The organism is Deinococcus arboris, from assembly GCF_009755355.1.
GTDB classification, from domain to species: domain Bacteria; phylum Deinococcota; class Deinococci; order Deinococcales; family Deinococcaceae; genus Deinococcus; species Deinococcus betulae.
In genome coordinates this window covers 22,069-40,817 of sequence record NZ_WQLB01000015.1, presented here as the reverse complement: position 1 = coordinate 40,817, position 18,749 = coordinate 22,069, and the positions used below count along the sequence as shown (strand labels likewise).

At 62.3% G+C, this 18,749-nt stretch carries 17 protein-coding genes; 9 read left to right on the top strand and 8 right to left on the bottom strand.

Annotated features, from left to right (window positions below; translation table 11 throughout):
* Positions 1–256: 256 nt before the first annotated feature.
* Entirely contained in the window at positions 257–757 is a 501-nt protein-coding gene (locus GO986_RS12090) for a hypothetical protein (RefSeq protein ID WP_157459560.1), read from the top strand.
* A 568-nt stretch (positions 758–1,325) separates the two neighbouring features.
* On the opposite strand, the gene GO986_RS12085 is transcribed toward GO986_RS12090, so the two are convergent.
* A complete protein-coding gene (locus GO986_RS12085) occupies positions 1,326–4,946 on the bottom strand; it encodes a hypothetical protein (RefSeq protein WP_157459559.1) in 3,621 nt (1,206 codons plus the stop codon).
* A gap of 268 nt (positions 4,947–5,214) precedes the next feature.
* Here GO986_RS12085 and GO986_RS12080 point away from each other — a divergent pair, with 268 nt between their 5' ends.
* The 3 genes from GO986_RS12080 to GO986_RS12070 are packed head-to-tail and all read left to right on the top strand — an operon-like array spanning position 5,215 to position 7,046.
* Positions 5,215–6,246, top strand: coding sequence for an acyltransferase family protein (locus tag GO986_RS12080; RefSeq protein ID WP_157459558.1), 1,032 nt, complete (start codon positions 5,215–5,217; stop codon positions 6,244–6,246).
* Entirely contained in the window at positions 6,239–6,625 is a 387-nt protein-coding gene (locus GO986_RS12075; RefSeq protein ID WP_157459557.1) for a DUF7007 domain-containing protein, read from the top strand. The genes GO986_RS12080 and GO986_RS12075 overlap by 8 nt, the downstream gene beginning before the upstream one ends.
* Positions 6,626–6,629: 4 nt before the next feature.
* Positions 6,630–7,046, top strand: coding sequence for a hypothetical protein (locus GO986_RS12070; protein WP_157459556.1), 417 nt, complete (start codon positions 6,630–6,632; stop codon positions 7,044–7,046).
* Positions 7,047–7,353: 307 nt separating this feature from the next.
* On the opposite strand, the gene GO986_RS12065 is transcribed toward GO986_RS12070, so the two are convergent.
* The 4 genes from GO986_RS12065 to GO986_RS12050 form a co-directional block, all read right to left on the bottom strand.
* Positions 7,354–8,616, bottom strand: a complete 1,263-nt coding sequence (locus tag GO986_RS12065) for a replication initiator protein A (RefSeq protein ID WP_157459555.1) — start codon at positions 8,614–8,616, stop codon at positions 7,354–7,356.
* A 963-nt stretch (positions 8,617–9,579) separates the two neighbouring features.
* Complete coding sequence (locus GO986_RS12060; RefSeq protein WP_157459554.1) at positions 9,580–11,118, bottom strand: hypothetical protein; 1,539 nt, start codon at positions 11,116–11,118, stop codon at positions 9,580–9,582.
* A gap of 283 nt (positions 11,119–11,401) precedes the next feature.
* Complete coding sequence (locus tag GO986_RS12055) at positions 11,402–11,803, bottom strand: hypothetical protein (protein ID WP_157459553.1); 402 nt, start codon at positions 11,801–11,803, stop codon at positions 11,402–11,404.
* Between the two features lie 164 nt (positions 11,804–11,967).
* Complete coding sequence (locus GO986_RS12050; RefSeq protein WP_157459552.1) at positions 11,968–12,735, bottom strand: META domain-containing protein; 768 nt, start codon at positions 12,733–12,735, stop codon at positions 11,968–11,970.
* A 183-nt stretch (positions 12,736–12,918) separates the two neighbouring features.
* Between GO986_RS12050 and GO986_RS12045 the strand changes: the two genes are divergently transcribed.
* Positions 12,919–13,983: an SGNH/GDSL hydrolase family protein gene (locus tag GO986_RS12045; protein ID WP_157459551.1), complete on the top strand. Its 1,065-nt coding sequence runs from the start codon at positions 12,919–12,921 to the stop codon at positions 13,981–13,983.
* Between the two features lie 204 nt (positions 13,984–14,187).
* Complete coding sequence (locus tag GO986_RS12040) at positions 14,188–15,066, top strand: site-specific integrase (protein WP_157459550.1); 879 nt, start codon at positions 14,188–14,190, stop codon at positions 15,064–15,066.
* On the opposite strand, the gene GO986_RS12035 is transcribed toward GO986_RS12040, so the two are convergent.
* The 3 genes from GO986_RS12035 to GO986_RS12025 all read right to left on the bottom strand — a co-directional run bounded on the left by GO986_RS12035 (position 15,050) and on the right by GO986_RS12025 (position 17,067).
* Positions 15,050–15,598, bottom strand: a complete 549-nt coding sequence (locus tag GO986_RS12035) for a hypothetical protein (protein ID WP_157459549.1) — start codon at positions 15,596–15,598, stop codon at positions 15,050–15,052. The two genes, GO986_RS12040 and GO986_RS12035, sit on opposite strands and share 17 nt — an antisense overlap.
* A gap of 23 nt (positions 15,599–15,621) precedes the next feature.
* Positions 15,622–15,897 (bottom strand): PadR family transcriptional regulator, encoded by a 276-nt coding sequence (locus GO986_RS12030; RefSeq protein ID WP_198170629.1) that lies wholly within the window; start codon positions 15,895–15,897, stop codon positions 15,622–15,624.
* Positions 15,898–16,005: 108 nt separating this feature from the next.
* A complete protein-coding gene (locus GO986_RS12025) occupies positions 16,006–17,067 on the bottom strand; it encodes a hypothetical protein (protein WP_157459547.1) in 1,062 nt (353 codons plus the stop codon).
* A 437-nt stretch (positions 17,068–17,504) separates the two neighbouring features.
* On the opposite strand from GO986_RS12025, the gene GO986_RS12020 reads away from it, so the two are divergent.
* Genes GO986_RS12020 through GO986_RS12010 form a run of 3 tightly spaced genes read left to right on the top strand, consistent with a single transcriptional unit; the run spans position 17,505 to position 18,746 of the window.
* Complete coding sequence (locus GO986_RS12020) at positions 17,505–17,849, top strand: hypothetical protein (protein WP_157459546.1); 345 nt, start codon at positions 17,505–17,507, stop codon at positions 17,847–17,849.
* 1 nt (position 17,850) lies between these two features.
* Positions 17,851–18,180, top strand: a complete 330-nt coding sequence (locus tag GO986_RS12015) for a hypothetical protein (RefSeq protein ID WP_157459545.1) — start codon at positions 17,851–17,853, stop codon at positions 18,178–18,180.
* Positions 18,177–18,746 (top strand): hypothetical protein, encoded by a 570-nt coding sequence (locus GO986_RS12010; protein WP_157459544.1) that lies wholly within the window; start codon positions 18,177–18,179, stop codon positions 18,744–18,746. The genes GO986_RS12015 and GO986_RS12010 overlap by 4 nt, the downstream gene beginning before the upstream one ends.
* The last annotated feature ends 3 nt before the right edge of the window (positions 18,747–18,749 follow it).

The window sequence follows — 18,749 nt, the reverse complement described above, 5'->3', positions numbered from 1 at the left end:
CGAACGCCACGCCCTGTGGCGCCACAAGGAGGTGAAATCCACCATGTCCATCTGGCACCTGCTCCTGACGCTGCTGTTCCCCAGCCAGGCGACCGCCCAGCACGCCGCTGAGCGGTCGTCGGCCCCCCCAGCCGCGCCGGGGATCGGCTCCGAAATTATGTAGCGCCCCCTGGTCCGCCTGCCCCTGCCCACCCGGCAGAGGCAGGCGTTGTCTATGATCAAGTCCTCTCACCCGCCCGCTGGGCCAGGAGCTGCCATGACCTTCACCGAACTGCTTGCCGCGTACACCCAGGCCATCGACACCATGAAAGCGGCCATTCAGGACAGCCCCCTGCAGCCTGTGATCTTCGCCCTGAACGTCGAAGCGCTGCGCCCGCACAGCGCGCCGCGCCTGCACGTGGTGCTCGACGGCCACCTGCCCGTGGCCGCCCTGCTGGCGGACCCGCTGTTCCGCGACCGCCTGGCGCCGCTGCTGACGCCCGCCGACGTGGAGCGCGCGCAGCTGCACTTCACCGCGGACCCCGCCACGCTGGCCACCACCGTCGAGGTGCTGGGGACCGACCTGGGGACAGCGTCACTGCTGGAGCCTCTGACGCTGGACTACGTGCGTGCGCGGCGCTTCCTGGCGGAGCAGCTCGCAGGCCTGCACCCCAAGGCGCAGCACACCGAAGCGGAGATTGCCGCGAGCAGCCCGCTCAACCGGCAGTGGCGGCCGCCGACTTTCGTGGGCGACGCCATCGTGCACCAGCGCCGTTGAGTCGAGGCGCACCCACTGATCCAGAACTGTTGGCACAGGACAAGGCTGATGCCATCAGAGCTTAACCAGACCCAGTCGGTGAGGGCCCGGATAATCTGATCGCTGACCTGAGGTGTTATTCCAACAAGTGGAAAGCCCCAACGTCATCTTCAGAGGTCGCACTAAACAAGGAACAGAAATTGGCCTCAAGTGAGAGTAGGAACAGAAACTTACCCTAAGAGGAAAAACAGCGTCTTAGACGAAGAATTGCGCTTACCGTACAATTTTGCGCCAATCGTGAATTCGAGTCGAAAAGACCGTGTGCGAAGAAGAGAGCCACCGCCATCGCGGGTGTCAAGTTGACATCCAGATATCCCCTGACACCTGTCAGATTGACCGAAAGGGGACCCTAACTTGACACCTCAATACCCTGTTCATCAGCGCGCTGCCGTGTGGGGCTGGGGTATACCCCAACTGGACACGTCGACCCTTAGGGTAAGTTCCTGTTCCTACTCTCACTTGACCCCAAATTCCAGCCTTGAATAGTTCTCCCGTTAAGGTCTCAAATCGATGTGCGCGTCTAGAGTCCTCAAGTCCACCTGTCCTGAGTCAGCTCCGCGTCGTCATCATGGCGGCGGGCCTCCTGTTCGTACATTTGAGCCAACTCCCGTAGACACTGCGCTGTACGGGGCCAGCGCGCCTCTACAGTTTGCGCCTGCTGCTGATATTGGGCCACCAGTTCCCTTTCCAGATCACCGCCAGAGTCGAGGTCGCGATTGGTGCCTCCCCTGAGGTTGTACCGACCCAGCCGAAAGCCGTCCTCTAACGCTTCACTTTTGGCGAACTCAATCAAGGTGCACACCACTGGTGGCGGCCATTGCCCATCTTGTGCGGGCGCAGTGGCCAGCAATTGCCCAATCTGGCTGTCGCCTATGCGGCCTCGGTCTTGCGCTTTGAGCCGTGCCTGCACTGCGGTGTACCACGCGTGCAGGGTGGCCTCATCGGGAAGCTGACCGTTGGCTGTGCCTGGCACGCCCCGAAGCATCCAGAGCAAATGTGCGGCCCGTTCTCGGCGCTTTTTCCCCTCCTGATCTTCGTCGCTTTGTCCAGCTGCGCCAGGAAACGCGGTAAGGAATATCGTGGCGTACAGCTCTGGATCCGCGAGCAAAGCTTGATTGAGCGCGGCAGGAGCTTGGCTGTAGCCGTATAGGGGAAGGTACGCCCATGCTGTTTGGGCCAGTTTCGATTGGTCCACGTCAGTCCGCTCGGCTAACTCTTCCAGCAGCTCGCGAATGTGGTGGGCCTGATCTCGGACGAAGGCAGCGTCTTGCTCCTCGAAGGCCTCCAATAAGCTCAGCCATTCATGCCCCGGTAGATCGAGGGACCGCAGCTGAGCTAAATAGAAGGCAGTCGTGTGCTGTTCGTAGGTTCGGAATTGGCGGTAAGCCTCTTCAGCCGCTTCTGTCGACTCGCGGCCGACCTCAAAGACAGAGACTTGCTGCCAGTAAGCCTGCGCCACCTCCCCGCCAAGGCTCTGAACGAGTGACCACGTCTCTGTGTCAGCGGGCAACGCCTGAAGCAAGAAAGCCTGCTCCGCCGCTGCTCTGGCAGTGAATTCAGGTCGAGTGAGCAGCGCCGTGATCTCTTTTCGACGTTGCGAAAAACGCCAAGCCAGGAGCAGGCCTGCGGCAAAGCCTGCGCCCTGTGGACTGGTCTGAATGAAGGTCAACAGGCTCTGTGGGTCATTGAACAGGGTATGAGGTAGTCGGCCAACGGCCTGGCCGATGGCTTGCGCCGCACTAGGGTCGCTGTTCTCCAACAGGCTCTGAATGCCGTCTGCTTGTGCGCTGGCCAAGACATCGGCAACAGCTGTCGTTTGTGCCTGCATCCACAGCTCGTGGTGCTTGCCAAAATCTATGGGATGAGTTTGAAGACCTAGTGTCGGGGATTGACTGAAGACCCACTTGTTCTTGGCGATCACATCCGTTGGTTGGAGTTGGTCCCGCAACTGTTCCAGTTTCTGCAGTGGCCCGCCGGTTATAGCCCAATGCGCCGTTGGAAATTCATACTGAGAGGCGACAAATTCCCGAAGTGCCTCCCAAATGACTGTCTGGGCGTCTGGGGCTTGGGCTGCCGTGTGAATGGCCTGGCAGAGAGTGTCTTGCTGGAGGGGGTCGAAATGCCGATACTCCTGAAGCAATCCCAACAGCCGGTCACTGCAACCCCCAGCATCTTGCAGAAGTCGGTTTCTGATTTCGGCAAGCATCTCGATGATCTGTTCTTCCGGGAGTTGCCACGGCAGATCCTGTCCCCAATCACGCCAATTCGGCGTCCTGGTTCGACCACTCACCCCGTCAGTGACCACCAGGGCCAGCATGAGGCGCCAGCCAACGTCTGGCAGTTGTTCGCGCAGGACATCTACCCCTCTCAATTTGTCTGCGACTCCTACATCCGTGTTTCTGAGCCAGGGACTGAATACCTCGGCCAGGCTGTTGGACGGCCGATTGAGGGTTTGGCCTCCTGGGTCCAAGTCACTCAAGCGGCCGAGGAGCAACGTCGCGCGGCTGAAAAAGGTTGGCAACCAAGCGAGCCCTTCTAACGCCAACAGCAAGAAAATGTGTGGCGAAGAATGGCCGAAGACTTGCGATTTGGCATCTTGAAAGAGGTCGACCAAAGAGGGCGTGCCTGAAGCCAGCGCCTGCTCAACAGCCGTCAAAAACACGTCTGGAGCGGCCTCGGCCAATTGAGGGAAAGCCGGCGCCAGGGAAGTCCAGGCATCCGTTGTACGGGTGCTCAGGAGGGAGCGAACAATCTGATCCACGTAGGTTTGAGGCGATTCGAGAAGGTACCAGGACGTGTCAGCGGAGCGGGCCCCCATCAAAGCGAGCGTGTCGGCCAACTCTTCTCGCAGCAACTCCGAGTAAGGATGAACCTTCCCATAGAGCGCCGCCATAGGTCGTTGTTCAGCAGGCAGAGCCAATGCTGGGTCAACAGTGCCTAAGACGGTCTGGACAACGTTTACGAGGCGGTTGAGGTTGGCTTCCATCAGGGTAGGTGCCAGAAGGGTCCAGGCGTCCTCCTTGGATGTCAGGAGCCAACTTGAACCGGTGCGCCGGAGCGGGGGCTCATTCTGCTGTGCCAGGCCGATGACCGCTCGCTGAACTGCCGCGTAGTCTTGCTCACCCGCCAGTTGTGCCAGGGCCTGCTGGTCGCCGGATTGTGTATCGATCCAAGCGCCAGCCAGCATAGGGGCGACTAGGTTTTGGCCGGCCCAGGGAGGGGTATGAACCGCTTCAAGATGGGCCAAGCGCCGCCGAAGGGCCAGGAGGCTTCGGCGGCCGAGTGTGGCGAGGGATTCGAGTTGAGTTTCAGGCACCCCCATACGGACAAGCGCCTCTCGAAGGACACGCCGCTGTTGACGGCTAAGCACGATCACCTGCCTGATACTGCCGTCACGCCGTCCAAGCGGCACGAGGACATGATGGCCCTGGTGAACCGCAGAGGTAACGTGCGAGCGCTGGGGAAAGAGAGGCACCAGGATAGAGGATTTACCCTGGACGACGGCATTTGTCCATGCGCTTTCCTGACCGACGAACAGCGTACGGGCACGGACCTGTTCACCTTCAACACCAGGCCACGCCATGAGGGTGGCGGCGATGAAGGCCTCGGCCATCTGGGGCGATTCGCCTGATAGGCCGCGCGCACCAGGCTCAGCCGCGAGAAATGTGCGCAGTGTAGACACTGGGTCGTCTTTCCAGCCGACAGTCAGGACTTCTGGGGTAAAAGGCGGGTTGGTGGCCTCGGACCATTGAGACCAGAACTGCTCGACCGTACTGACACCGACCGTCAGGTGACCGACCAAAGGGGCCAGCCAGGTGTCAACGGCTGGCGCGGTGCTGAGCCAGCTCTCAAGATCGTCAGCGTCGAGGACGCGCACGTCGCGCCAGACGTTTTCCGCAAGTCGGCGCTGAATCCATTCCCCTTTCTCTGGCCACCGTCTTGGAGTCACAAAAACGAAGGTGGTTTCCGCCGGGGTGACCGTTAATGGCTTATCCGTGCGGGTTCTGTAGTCGCCATTAGCTTTTCGGAGAGGATCAGCGTTGACGCCCATTTCCCAGACCGAGTCACCTTGAGGAATAAAAGAGTGCGGCGTATCAAGGTGGACGATACCGTCAAAGCCCACTTCGCGAACGCCGTCGCCAGCACGCATACTCACCTGCGCGCGACTCGTGGCCAAGATGAGTCTGCGCACCAGCTCAGGAAGTTGAGTCGTTGCGGCTTGGCCACCAGCCCAAGTGACGAGGTCTGTGCCTGAAACACCCATGCTCTGGTGTACCACGTTCAGCGAAGCAAACGCCCTGTAGCCCTGCAAGATAGGACGGCCTTTTTTGGGTGGCTGGCGGGAACCTGACCTTTCCTAAGCTGCGTCGTGCGCCCCACAGCCTTGGGGCGCGCGACGTTGCTCTGGAGGCGCCCCCATGTCCACCCCACACCCCCGTGTGCTTGCCTTTGACGGTCTCCGCGGCCTGCTGGCGCTCGCCGTGGTGCTCAGCCACGTCGCCGCCCTCACCTTTCTGCCTGGGCGCACCCAGCCCAGCTCGTTCGACTATCTGCTGTGGCACTTCGGAGCCCCTGCCGTCGACGTCTTTTTCGTCCTGAGCGGCCTGGTCGTCGCCCGCAGTTATGTGCGCCGGCCGGCTCTGTGGCCCTACCTGGCCGCCCGCCTGCGCCGCCTGGCCCCCCTGGGCCTGCTGGGTGCTGTGCTTGGCCTCGGCCTGGCCCGGCCGCTCGCCGCCAGTCTGCCCGCTGATCTGGCCCCGCACGGGCTCTTGCCCATCCTGACCGAGCCCCTAACCGGCCTAGACCTCCAGGGCGTGCTGACGCTCGGCCTGGGGGGCTGGTTCGAGGCCAACCGCGTCAACCCCCCCCTATGGACCCTGGCCATCGAGCTCTACGCCAGTGCGCTGCTGCCCCTGATGGTCTGGGCGGCGCGCCGCTGGGGCTGGACCGCCCTGCTCATCAGCCTGCCTTTGGCGTTCGGCATGGTCTTCGTGTTCTGGCCCCTGATGGTCATGCCCCTGTTTCTGTTGGGGGTGCTATTGGCCCTCCAGCCGCCTCAAGTGCCGGCCCGGCTCCTGCCGCTGGTGGGTGTGTTGGGTGCAGGCGTGCTCCTGTGCCGGCATGTCCTGGGCAGTGACGATGCGTATTTGCGCTGGCTGACCGCGCTTGGGGCCGCTGGAGTGCTGCTGGCCCTTGAAGGCCTCCAACCTGCCTTCTTCCAGCAGCGCTGGGCCCAATGGCTGGGGGAGCGCAGTTACGCCCTGTATGCCACCCATTTTCCCGTGATGGTGGCTGCTGTGTGGCTGGGCTGGAACTCTATTGGAGTCACCGGAAGTGGCCTGCTGGCGGTGCCCGTCTGTTTGCTGGTGGCCCACCTGGCCCATCACCTGACCCAGGGCCGGTCGGCCCAGCGGGTCCCTCGACTGCTACCTGAGGTGTCTCATGACTGATCCACAGTGGACTGACCGCCCTACGCTTGACCAGAACGTGCCACGCTTCTCGCCTCAACTCTACGGACAGAGTCCGTGGGGCACGATCCTGGAAGTGGAAGCAGTGCAGCCGGGCGTGACCTTTGTGGTGACGGGCCGCCACGGCGGGTATCACTTGACGCCGGCGGCGAACGAGGCCATTCCGGTCTCGGTTCGTCACGAGGACGGCTGGTATGAACGGGATGTGGCTGCGGCGCTCTGCGCGCGCTTCGTGCCCTTTCCCGATGCCGATCCGGCGTATGTCGCCCTGGTGCTGGAACGCTACTACCCGGACCTGGACGTCAATCCGTCAGCGGAATGTACGGCGCCTGTGGAGAAAACGACACGCGCCGTACAGTGACTGCATGCCTGCCTCGTTCGCCCAGCGCCTGTGCCTGACCTTCGGGCTTGCCACCGCGGCTTTCATCGCGGATGGGCTTCTGGGGCACCCGCCTGTGCTTACACCCCTGGTGCTGAGCGTCAGCGCGGCGCTGCTGGGCGCCCTGGGCTGGCGCGACGGCCACCTGCGTATCCGGACACTGGACGCTTCCACTCCTCTCGATCAGGGCGTCGCGGCGGTGCTGTGTGGGGCCGGTGGGGCCTTGTGTGCACTGGCTGCCCAGCACAGCGTGGCTCTGATAGCTCTTCAGTCGCAGTGGCCGGCTTCCACTCAGATTGAAGGAGTCAGCTGGTCAATGGTGGGCGCAACGCTGCTGTGTGCGGCAGGCATCGCTGGCATGGTCGGCGTCCGTCCAGCGGCATCTAGTCAACAAGGAGATTGAGATGTACGCCTGGCGAGAGCTGAGTTGGTGGAGCCTCACACTGACGGGAGGCTGGATGTGGGGTTGGCAGACGCCCGTAACGACCGTAATGCCAGGAGCAGCCCAGGTTGGCGTCTGCCTGCTTCATTACCGTCTGCCGCTCTTCGCCTTGGTCTGGCTCTGACTTGGCGGAGCGCTCTGATCCCGCAGGTGCAAATGCCTGTTCATCCTCTCTGGACCGTCTTGCCCATCAGCGCCCTGGTCTTCGGGCTGGGGATTGCCGGTGGCCTGGCCCTGAATGTGGTGTTCAGCGCTGGGCTTTGAACCGTCAGCGCAGGAGGTGCTCGCGCAACGTGTTGATGAAGCCCTCGCGATCCAACCGGCTGACGGCGGCGAGGGCCTCTGTGGCCACCTCCCCTGCATTCAGACGCTCACACACGACGGCATGCCGCAGCGCATCAAAGTCCGAGGGAAGCAGCAACCGGCGGTAATGGGGACTGAGGTAGCTGATCAGGCGTTCCGCTGCGGCTTCTGGCGTCAGATCTGCGAACTGGGCCGCGGCATCCACAGACCCTGGCTCATCCACAGGAAGCCGTGCTGCAGGCTTGGGGCGCTCCGGCGGCGTGTTGGGGTAAGGATATTCATCTGGATGCTGCAACAGATACATCAGGGCCGCGGCCTTGGTCTTTTTGACCACCAGGAGCTTCGTTCGAACGAGTTCGTCAAAGCGGTCCATCTCTTTCATCAAGGTGACGCGGCTGTGCGTCTGAGACAGACGGCGAATCCCACCATCGGTAATGCCGTACCCCTTGAGCCGCCGGGCCACCGCTGGATCGATGGGCACAAATTCCCGCGCGAATTCATACCGCAGACGCTGGTCGCGCCCTCGGCCGGTGATCTCCACGGCACGCAAGTAGCCACGTTTGGTCAGCTCTTCATGGGGTCCTTTCAGAGCCTTGATGACCCGCCAGGCTTCCCCCTGCGAAGGAATCTTGCACTGATCTGCCCAGGCCAGCACATTGACATCCAGGGTGTCGTGGGAGGCGCCCACCCGCTCCAGTTGAAATCGTGCAGCGTCCAGCACCCGGTAGAGCACGCGTGTGCGGGGGCGCTTGAGCTTACCCATGAATGTGGTATCGAGCGGTTTGACGTAGCCGCTGCGCAGGCTGTAAAGGATGTCTTCGGCCAGGCGCAGCGTGATCATCGACCGGAGGTCAAAATTGGAAGCTTCATCAGCCGTGGAAAACCCCAGGCGCTCAATGAAATGAAAACTGGCGTGCGCCCACCGGCGATTTGGCTCATCGCGCCACCCACCAGAAATGGTGAATGAACTGGTGTGCAGCCGGCGCAGGGAGGTCTTCAGGGCAGAGATATACCGGCCGTTGTTGTGCCAACCGCACAGTTTCAAAAGCTGAGACACACTGATGACCAGCACACCGTCATCGGGTTCGCCCTGCTCGAAGAACAGGTTGATCAGGGCGGTTGTGACATCGTTGTCCAGGCCATGTGGCACCTGGTATTGCGGCATGGCCTCACAACTGACCTTCACCACCCGGCCCGCCTGCTCGGTGGTGATGGACCAGTAGGTCATTTCCACAGCATCAAGCGCAACGATCAGGTTGAGACCTGCGAGGTTCAGGTCGTCGTACCGGGAGGGGGGGGAGGACGGGCTGCTGATGGTGACAGTCTACCGTCCCTAACAGCAAAAAGAACTGTTTTAAAAATTGAATGTCATCATCAAGGGAAAATGGAGAACATCGGCCCAGACGTATTTTTTAGTCTAAAGCCTCCCAGTGTGTCGTGCGGTTTCCTCCCAGTGTGTCGTCGGCCAGCGCCCTGAAATCTCCTGGTGTATCGCTCAGGGTGTTCAACACCCTCCCAGTGTGTCGCCAGCAATCCTTCTGGATGATCGTTCGCAAACCTCCTGGTGTGTCGTTCGCGTACCCTATAAGCCTCCCAGTGTGTCGCTGGAGAAGAACCGGTTTTCCTCTCAGTGTGTCGCTCGATTTCGACAGCTTTCCTCCCAGTGTGTCGTCCACTTCCTCCCAGTGTGTCGCTCCAACACAGTTCACAGTCATTCTTCTAAGCTGGATGGTGGGTCTGCAGGCACGCCGTAAGCCAGAGGGTATTTCTCAGCCAGCCAAGTGTCCTCTCCGCGTTGCCAAGTGAGGGCCTGGCCGGCGTGGTCAGCGGCGGCGAGCCGCGCGTTACGGGCCGATTCGTACGGCCCGAGATGAGCCACGACCTCCCCTGTCTCCACGTGCGAAATGGTCACCGTGACGTTCATGCGCGGAACCCAGTCAGCGGAGGCCGCAGCACCGTCTGCCGCTGTGCTGTGACGCCCATCCGGTCCCCAATGACCAGCTCTGGAGGAAGGGCGTCGCAGTGCCACGTCTCCACACGGGTCTCCGGCAGCCGAACGGTTGCCAAACCGCCCGTAAGCGCCAGGACTTCTCTGACCTCCATCTCGCCGTCACGCATGACGGCACTTTGGCATGTCGATTCCAGACCTGGCAGGGGAGCGGGTTCACCGTTTCGCTGGGCTTTGGGGTGCCTACGATGCTTGCGCAGGTCTCTGGCACGTGTACTCCGTCGCAAATTTCGCCATCGGCACGGGGGCCAGGCCGTCCAAATAGACCAGCGTGGGCGTCCAGCGCTCGATGCGGACCAGGTGCCCCGTCCGGTCCCGCCAGATCGCGCCCGGCTGGAGATCGCCGGCCGCTTCGACCGGTGCCACCACGGCTGGCCCGGCCACGGCCTGCAGGGTTGCCAGCTGGGTCTGGGCGGTGCGGTCGACGTACACGTCCTCGTCATGGGCCAGGCGAATGGTGTAGCGGGTGGAGGAGACTTTCAGGACCACGCCCGGCTGCCCCTTGACGGTGCACGGTGCGCCCTCGCGCAGGCCTGGATCCATGACCGTTCCTGCGCCGCCTTCCTGGGGCCCAGCACCGATCAAGCGGTCGAGGGCGCGGTAGAAGAGGGTCTGCACATTGCTCATGGTGCGCTCGGCTTCTCGCTCCGCCGTGCGGCCGGCGTGGTGGATCTCGCCCAGCGTGAGGCGCAGCCACCCGTCCGCGCGCGGCAGATTGCCGGTGCGGGTTTTCTCCTGGATGGCTTTGCGAAGCAGATCGCCGCCGTAGGACACCAGCAGGTCAAAAGCCGGGCTGCGTTGGCCGGCCAGGGGCCGAGCGGCCAGTTCGGCCCGCGGCACGGGGCGCAGCTCCGCGACGGCCGCCGCGCCGCCCGGAACCTCTTCAAGGCCATGGACGTGTTCGGGTGGACGTGTGGGGAACGAAGGTTGTTCCTGGACAGGATCAGCCTCCCCGCTGGCCGCGTGAGCGGCCCCGCCGACAGGCGGCACCACCCCTGCAGGCCCAGGACCTGGAGTGTCATGGGCGGCCGCCGTTGAAGTTCGCGCAGCGACTTCTGAGGAGGAGTCCAGCGAAACTGAAAGGGCGCTCTCTCCTTCTCCTCTTTTCTGTTCTGTCTTTTCTATGTCTTTGAGTGTGGCGACACGTGACACAGGCCTGTGGCGGGTGTCGCCACACCCCTGTGGCGCGTGTCGAAACAGGGTTTCGGCCCCGGCGGCCAGGAACTGCGAAAACCCTGTGTTGGGTGTCGCCACAGGGTTTTCGGGGCTGGAAATACCTGTGGCGGGTGTCGCTACAGGTTTTTTCGGCCGCCCTGGCCCCCGGCGCTGGGCCTGTTCTGCGCGCACTTCTTGCAGGTAAGTGGCATGCCGCAGGCTCAGTTGGTCGAAGTCCACGAACCAGGTTTCCGGGCGACTGGTGGGCGCATCCCCAGGCAGGTGGTCGAAGACATCGGGCCAGGCCGCCAGCAGCGCCGCCTTGGCGTCTTTGAGGCGTTTGGGTGACCAACGGGTGAGGCCTTTGATGTAGCGTGCGGACAGGCGAGCGCCCCGGGTTCCTTCCGCGGCCCAGGACAGGATCAAGTAGGCCAGGGTGCAGGCGTCAGTGCCGGCCTGGGGCATGAGGCGGTCGCGTAGGACGTTGGGGAGGATGGTGAAGCCGTAGGCGTAGTGACCCTTGGATTGAATGCGGACCGAGGGGTCTGGGGCAGGCGGAACCGTCACGAGGGGACTCCTGCGCGGGATTCAGGGGGGAAACCCTGGGGGCTCCGGTCGAGGGGCTGTGTTGACCGGGGGTGTTCAGCCGCGTACCATGAACACAGACGAAGGCCTGCGGGCCGGGTCGACCCACAACACCGAGTTTGTCCGCTCACACCCTTTCTGCGACGAAGTTTGGCGACTCTCAGACGCAGGGGGGTGTGCCCTTTTGGCTGTACATGTCGGGCCAGCCTCCGGGGTAGATGCAGCATAGCGGAATGGAGCAGCAAGGGAGCACAGCTTTCGAGGGTCAGCGCCGTCCCTTGGCCGCTGGGAGGCTGGCCAGGACTTGCTGCCCAGCGGGGGTGAGCTGACGGTCACGGGTCCACCAGCCACGGCGGATGAAGAGCCAGGCTTCATCGGGCGCAGCCTTGTACTTCTGGGCCGTGACGTCCGCGAGAATCTTGGCGAGCCCCGCGTCGCGTTGATGATTGATGCGGGGCAGCATAAAGCGGGCGATGAGGGTGATGCCGCCGACCATGCCGCCCAGGGAGAGGATGAATACCGTCTGATCGGCCGAGAGCCAGCCTTTGAGGAGGGCGGTGATGACGGCCACCAGGAAGAGGAGGGTGGCGGCGACGAAGATCAGGGAGTGGATGAAGAAGCGCCGCAGGCGTGATCGCCAAGCAGGGTGTGGAGGGGATGGAGGCATGGGGGGCAGTGTGAGGGAAAGCAGGTTTCGGCCAACTGCCTGTTCAGTACATGAAAATGGATACGAGAGCTACCTCACCAATTCTCTTCGCTTCAGCAGCCCTTTTCTACGGACACCAAGCATCCTTTGCCTTTCCAGGCGTAGGGTGCGAAATGGTGTTGCGCCTAATTGACTGGCCGAGCCCATTGGATGCGCTGTCCATCCCGGGTGATCAGTGTCAGGTGTGGACCACTCAGTTCCAGACGCGTGACCTGCTCAAGCTGCCCCAGCACCCGCATTTCCTGCGCCTGCTGCGCCGAGGTCGCGCAGGCCCGGCGCGTCGTGACCAGTGGGCCCACCGACAGCGCCAGGTCATCCACGGTGTAGCGGCCCATAAACGTATTGCAGCCACTGAACCCGCTCACCCGGCCATCGGCGGTGAAGCTCAGGGTCACTGGGGGCTCGCCCTGGCCCCCTACCAGCCTCCAGGTGGTCACCAACTGCCGCGACGCCTCACTGCCGTACACGAAGATCGCCTGGGCACGTCCAGTGGTGAGCGTCAGGGTCGTGCCCTGGCGCACATACACCCGCGCACCCTGAAGCACCTGAAGATAGCGCTGCTCCAGCGCTAACTGCGGCGCCGGGCAGGCCCGGCGCGTCGTGATCAGCGGGCGGAGTTTCAGGGTCTGGGCCGTGAAGATCGCCGTGGTCTTGAACGTATTGCAGCCGGTCGACCCCGACACTTGCGTCCCCTCGTCCGTGCTGATTCCCGTTCCCAGCAGCCGCAGGGTCGGCGCGTCCAAGCCGCCGAACGATTGGGTGCCGGATGCGTCGCGGAGTTCGCGCAGGGTCCAGGTGCCGTCGGCGATCTGACCACTCTGGGCCAGGGCAGGTGAAGTGAGCAGGGAGGTAAGGGCGGTCAGCAGGACGGGCCAGGCACGAAAACGGTTCATAGATCACCTCGGTGAAGAGAGAGGACGCACAGAAGGAAGACGAGGAAATCAGCGTCAATCGGGTGTCGTGATCGCTTGGGTACGGTGTAAGTGTAGGGGCAGCGGGCGCGCTGAAGGCGCTGTGGTATACCCGAACTCGCTGGCAGCCCCGAGCTGCTGATGCGTTCTTCTGGAGGTGGTGCCATGAAAGCCGCGCTCGTTACCCTCACTCTGCTCCTCACGGCCTGCACGCCCGCCCTGTCTAACACCCCCCGCCCGGACGCCACGCCCTTTACCCGTTATGTGGCGATGGGCGACAGCATCACTGCGGGGTTCCAGTCTGGTGGTCTGACCGCCGAGTCTCAGAATGCGTCCTACGCTCACCTGCTGGGGCAGCGGGGCGGCCTCGAGACGCCCATGCCTGAGGTGCTTGCCCCAGGGTGCCCCCCACCCATTGGTGTCAGCGGTGTCAAGAACTGCCAGCGGGCACACCCGGACGTTCAGGCGATGGTCGTGGCCGTGCCCGGTGCCAAGGTGGGCGACGTGCTGAGAAGCACTGATACGCAGGTCAAGGACCCCGACCCCCTGCTCTATGACGCCGACCTGTACCGCGCAGTCCTGGGCCCAGGCACCACGCAACTAGAGGCCGCCCTCAAGCTGCGACCGCAGTTCGTCACCGTGTGGATTGGGAACAACGACGCGCTGCTGCCCACCCTACGCGGGCAACCTGATCAGGCCACCCCGCTGGCTCAATTCCGGGCAGACTACGCTGAACTGATCACCCGTCTCCTGGACGGTGGGGTGGAGCACCTGGTGCTGATGACGCTGCCGGACATGACGCGGGTACCAGCCCTGGTGCCGGTTCGGCTGCTGCGCTTGGGTGGCCTGGTGGATGCCAGTTGCCAGGGGCAGGAAACGTACTTTGGGACCTTGACTGTGGCCAAGGCCAGTAAGGAGAAGCCTCTGTCCTGTACCAGTCCAGACGCGCTGACGGCTACGGAGTACACCCAGGCGCAGCAGATCGTGCAGGGATACAACCAGGCAATCCGGGAACTGGCGGCGGCCAACTCCATTCCAGTCTTTGATGTCAATACGGTGCTGGACAGCTTGCCGGGGCGGCCGTTGATTCCGACGGCGGCGGCTCCGTTCGGGCGGAGCTTCAGCCTGGACGGGATTCATCCCAGCAGCTTCGCGCATCAGCGGTTCGCGCAGGCCCTGGCCATCTTCCTGAATCAGCAATTTGGCACGGACCTCAACACCCGGCCGTAATGGCGGGATGTCAGTGCACTAAGAGTCCTCAGAGGGTGGTGCGCATGTAGCGATCAGTGGCAGTGAATCTGCCACTGGTCTAACGGAAGGAATGGGGACGAGGCGGTTTATGGAGGTACTTTGTGCGTGCATCAACGGCGTGAAGATGTGCTAGACGAGGGAACGAGAGTTGAATTGCTCATATCCGTTATCAGATAATGCTTCATGCCTGAGGAACTCTCCACCGACGAACTCGCCCGCAAAGTCACCCAGGCCCTGCACGAGTTGGAGCTCGACACTTTGATTTCCGCCCTCCACGAACGTGACCGCCTCCCCGGCCGAGCCCCCCAGCTGATCAGCAACCTGCGTCCCATCTTTGAAGCCGCCCGCCGCGACCACGTGTCGCTGCTGCGGCCACCGGCGGACTTCCAGCCCTGGCTTCAACGGGTCATCCTCACCAACATCGACGGCACCGAGGCTAAAGGCAACACGCGCATCAGCCGGGTCACCGCCCTCCGCGCCCTCTACCGCGCCCTGCGAAAGCTGGAATTGCTACACGGTGACCCCCTGGTGGACTTCCAACTCCCCTCGGTTGAACTCCGGAGCGACCCGCTGCCGCCCAAAGCGGCCATCGAAAAGCTGCTCAAGGCTGCCAAAAGCGATCCCAACCTCTTCGCTGCCCTGCTGTTGGTCTGGCACCATGCGCTGCCCATGACCACCCTGCTGCGTCTGAAGTGGAGTGCCTTCAATCCAGAGAAGCGGACCCTCCTGCGCGACGACGTGGTCACGCCGCTCACCGCCCAGGCTGCCGCTGCCCTGGAGCGGCTGCTCCACCAGGCTGGGTATGACCCTCTCTATCCAGAGACGTTGGCCGGCACCCAGAGCAAACGAATGTTCCCCTATGACACGCTCGATGCCCTGCGGCTGCGGGTGCTTCAGACCTGCACCAAGGCGAACCTGAAATTCATTCCGCCGGGCCTAATTAAAAAGTGCGCACTGCGTGACCATGCACGCAGCGCAGCACATTTAGGCTACCGAGTGAACAAGCATTACAAGAAAGTGATAGCGCTGGCGCAAGGCATAAGCGTCAACGACGCCAAGTAAAGCCAGCCCACCAGTCCATTATCCGCTCTCCGTGAGTGATACGAATAATATGGCCCAGAAAGAACAACGGGAAGACTTTTAACCACCAAGGGGCCGTAAGCAGCAAAAGAATCAAGCCAAAAATGCCAATCTTAAGCATGAAGACCTGTCGAGACTTCACTAAACGAGGAAGGTTAAAGCCGTAAGGATCGCTCGACCATCCGGAATACATCGTTGGGGACATGCTGACCAAGACCAGCAGGGCGGCAAACCAAGCCAAGTATCCATGGATTACATCGTTGACGGCCAACGAGGTCACCACGAGAATATTCAATGTGTAGTAGGCACGGGCACCTAAACTAATGAGAGAGTATCTGTGCCTCTCGCTCAGATCGGGCCAACGACGGAGTTCCCAAATGGTGTGCAGTAGGATGCCCACACCATATTGGAATGGTGTTTGCTCCCCCCTTTCCAATATGAGCTCATCAACTTCGTTATCCCAATTTTGTCGCAAGCTCTTTGCGAAGTCGGGATCGCTGAGTATAGTCGACAAGTATAAAGTAGAAGTAGCCCGTTTCATATCAGTTTTCCTCTCAGAGCAGGCGATGTCAGGGCCTGCAAATTGGTTTGGTAGCCAGTAATTCCAGTTTCTGTGAGGCGAAAATATTTGCGAGCTGGGCGTCCAGCACTGACTGGATCAATATCCTCCCAGCGAGCCACGACCCATCCCATCCGTTCCAAGCGGGCCAAAGAGGTGTAAAGGGCCGCGGTGCTCAGGCCCGACTTACGACCGAGTGCCAGCCCGTAGTGCTCAGCCTCCAGATCGTCATACAGGTGGCGCACCAACTTCATGTCGTTCAGTGTTGCCCGCTCAGTACCCATACTCCATATCTTATATAGGGGTGTCCTGTGCGTCAAGGTGAGAGTGAGCTTCCTGCCGCACCCTCACCAAAATGACCGCTACGGACGCTGGGGCAACTGCGTTGTCATGAAAATGGACGGCGCCCAACGGTCACTGAGCAACGTGGCGCCTCCAGGCAACTCGCGCAGACTTTCCACATCCTGTGCGTAGGCGCCGACGATGACCTGGACCTCACGGGCCGCCAGTTCCACGATGGCGCGGGCATGGGCCTCCTGCACCGCATCGTCATACATCACCTGGGTTTCCACGATGGCCACCGTGCGGCGACCAGCGCGGGGTGACAAGGTGCGCAGCGCTGCCCCGAAATCGTCTGCTACCACGCGCCGAATGCCTTGGAGGCCTGGGCCCGGTGCTGCTCCTGCACCCGTCAGACCACCTGTCCATTCGAACGTGTGCACGTCGGCACCCTGTTCCAATGCGGTCCGCGCCACATCGCGCAGGCGCGGCCCCAGATAATCGTGGGAGGGGCCAATGATCACTGCATGGCCAGCAGGCCCTAAACGCTGATAGAGCGTGCGACCCACGCGGCCATGGTCATGGTTGAAATACAGGGTCAGTTTGTCGGGTGCGATGTCAGCCCCCCGAGCGATCAGGAAGGTGCCCGGCAAGCCGGCGCGCTCCTCATGCAGCCCACCAAGCCCCTCCACCATGTCATCAATGTCCCAGGCTGTCACCCGTTCTGGACTTAAGTCCAGCGCCGGGCGACCCAGTCGCGTGAGGGACAGAGGGCGGTGCTCATCGACAATCAGTCGGTCAAAACCAGAAAGCGGCAGAGGACAGTCCTGCCAGCGGGCTGGCAGGATCTGCCGCAAGGCCGTCTCAGCGTCCAGGCCAGGCTCACAACACAGCACGTCGTCAGGGATCAGCAGGGGATCAATCCGGTGGTGCAGCTCCGCCAACCGGGTCACGGCGGCCGCGCGGGCCTGAGACAGCGGGAGCACAGGGTGGTCAGGGGCAGCCCGCAGAGCCGCCCAGCGATAAACGCCGTGTGCAGCAGCAATGGCTTCCAGAGCGTGGCTGCGGGTGAGCGCTGGAGACTGTAGATGCAGGCAGGCGTGGAGTCGCGTCGCGCGACGCTTGTGCAGTGCGAGTATGTTCATAGACCGTCCTCAGGCGACGGGCGGTGCTCCCCGGTTCCACCACCCCTCAGCTGAGAGCGGGCGATTGTATGAGCTGTACCTCATGGCCTTCACCGGGCGTCGGGGAGGGTGGGTGACCACGGACCGGCCGTCAGCATAGGACCACTGCTCCAGCAAGGTCAAGGGGAGCGCATCCCCTCCTTGACCCCCCAACCTGAATTTGAAGGGCCTTCCTGGGCCTCCTGTGCGGTCGTCAGTTTTACGCAACTTGAGCGCGTTTTACGCAATTGCTTCTTTGAAGGCCTCTTCGCTCCAGATTGACTGAAACCCGTAAGCCCTGATAGCAACGGATAAAGTCTCACCATCTGGTCCCATCACTCCTAATGAATAAAATTAATATTTTACGTAATACGAAACTGATTGTGATATTCTGCCAATAGAGAAGGAGGTGATCGCCCATGAAGGAACAGACCGAACTGATGCTCAACGCGATGGCCGAGATGTTGGAGCGCTGCGGCCATTCCCCCGATGAAGCCCGTCTGATCGCCGCCGAGATGCTCCGCCGCCAGGCTGACGTTGTGGCCGGCTGCTCCTGGGGTGGCGTCCACGCCGAGTTCCTGGCGCAGCTGTGGGCGCAGGCCACCCACGGCGGCAACAAACGCCGACTGCTGCTGGAGGTCACGGCGGAAGGCGACACCTCCGACGAGTACCACGGGCGCATCCGCGTTGAAGTCAAAGAAGCTCAGACCTGGGCGGACTTCGAGCGCGAGCAGCGCGAAGTCCGCGACCGGGCGGTGAACTGAGATGCCGGTGCTCCAGCAAGACGACCTCACCCTGTCCTATGGCTGGGACGCCCCACTTGGCTACTATTTCCTCATCGTGGAGCAGGAAGGCAAGCTGGTGTACAGCAACCTCGATGATCCGCAGGCTCTGGCCGGCCCCTACGGCGGCGGGCTGACCCTAATGCACCTCCAAGCCAAGCTTCAGGGGTTCGGTGTCGTTCTGGATCTTCCCGAGCTGGATGCTCTCGCCGGCCACACGCCCGCCTCTTCCCCCCGTGCGCCGGCGCTGACTCAGTTGCTCGACGCCTTGAACCGACCCGCCCCCGAGGCGACCGACCCGGAGCCCACATGACCCGTACCGCAGACACCTGGCACGCGCTGCCCCAAGTCACCCGCCACTTGGCCCACAGTATTGCCTCCCTGACAGACCAGCTGTCCCGCGCGCCCAGCGCGGAGGAACTCAGCGAGACCCTGTCCGATCCCCCCGACCTGCCCACGACGATGGTCCATCTTCAGTCCCTCATGGACGGGCACTTCGTGCAGCACAGTTGCGGCAGCTACCAGGTGCATCCGGAGACGCTGCGCCTCCTCGCCAGCGAACCGTGGCCGTCGCCGCCTCTCCCCGTGCTGAAAAACAACCGGCCACATGAGGGGCACTCCACCGAGCTGGTGCCGTGGTGGTATGGCGATACAGTCCGCATTATTCAAGACACCGATGACTTCCAGGTGCTCGGGGCGGTTGCCGGCGACATCGTAGTCCTCAGAACCGTACAGGACGGAGCGGAGGGCTGCTTCACCCAGGCGTTCCACTATCCGGAGGGCGGCTCAACCCTCAAGCCCTGGACGGCCGACCGCACCAACTTCGATCTGGTGGTTCTGATCGTGGCGCACCTTCGGCCGCTCCACACGGCACCCTGACCC

Excerpts from the sequence above, each read along its gene's own strand:
- GO986_RS12010 (WP_157459544.1), top strand. The coding sequence starts at position 18,177 with ATGACCCGTACCGCAGACACCTGGCACGCGCTGCCCCAAGTCACCCGC.
- GO986_RS12045 (WP_157459551.1), top strand. The coding sequence starts at position 12,919 with ATGAAAGCCGCGCTCGTTACCCTCACTCTGCTCCTCACGGCCTGCACG.
- GO986_RS12085 (WP_157459559.1), bottom strand. The coding sequence starts at position 4,946 with ATGCGTGCTGGCGACGGCGTTCGCGAAGTGGGCTTTGACGGTATCGTC.
- GO986_RS12020 (WP_157459546.1), top strand. The coding sequence starts at position 17,505 with ATGAAGGAACAGACCGAACTGATGCTCAACGCGATGGCCGAGATGTTG.
- GO986_RS12040 (WP_157459550.1), top strand. The coding sequence starts at position 14,188 with ATGCCTGAGGAACTCTCCACCGACGAACTCGCCCGCAAAGTCACCCAG.
- GO986_RS12090 (WP_157459560.1), top strand. The coding sequence starts at position 257 with ATGACCTTCACCGAACTGCTTGCCGCGTACACCCAGGCCATCGACACC.
- GO986_RS12055 (WP_157459553.1), bottom strand. The coding sequence starts at position 11,803 with ATGCCTCCATCCCCTCCACACCCTGCTTGGCGATCACGCCTGCGGCGC.
- GO986_RS12015 (WP_157459545.1), top strand. The coding sequence starts at position 17,851 with ATGCCGGTGCTCCAGCAAGACGACCTCACCCTGTCCTATGGCTGGGAC.
- GO986_RS12075 (WP_157459557.1), top strand. The coding sequence starts at position 6,239 with ATGACTGATCCACAGTGGACTGACCGCCCTACGCTTGACCAGAACGTG.
- GO986_RS12080 (WP_157459558.1), top strand. The coding sequence starts at position 5,215 with ATGTCCACCCCACACCCCCGTGTGCTTGCCTTTGACGGTCTCCGCGGC.
- GO986_RS12065 (WP_157459555.1), bottom strand. The coding sequence starts at position 8,616 with ATGACCTACTGGTCCATCACCACCGAGCAGGCGGGCCGGGTGGTGAAG.
- GO986_RS12050 (WP_157459552.1), bottom strand. The coding sequence starts at position 12,735 with ATGAACCGTTTTCGTGCCTGGCCCGTCCTGCTGACCGCCCTTACCTCC.
- GO986_RS12070 (WP_157459556.1), top strand. The coding sequence starts at position 6,630 with ATGCCTGCCTCGTTCGCCCAGCGCCTGTGCCTGACCTTCGGGCTTGCC.
- GO986_RS12025 (WP_157459547.1), bottom strand. The coding sequence starts at position 17,067 with ATGAACATACTCGCACTGCACAAGCGTCGCGCGACGCGACTCCACGCC.
- GO986_RS12030 (WP_198170629.1), bottom strand. The coding sequence starts at position 15,897 with ATGAAGTTGGTGCGCCACCTGTATGACGATCTGGAGGCTGAGCACTAC.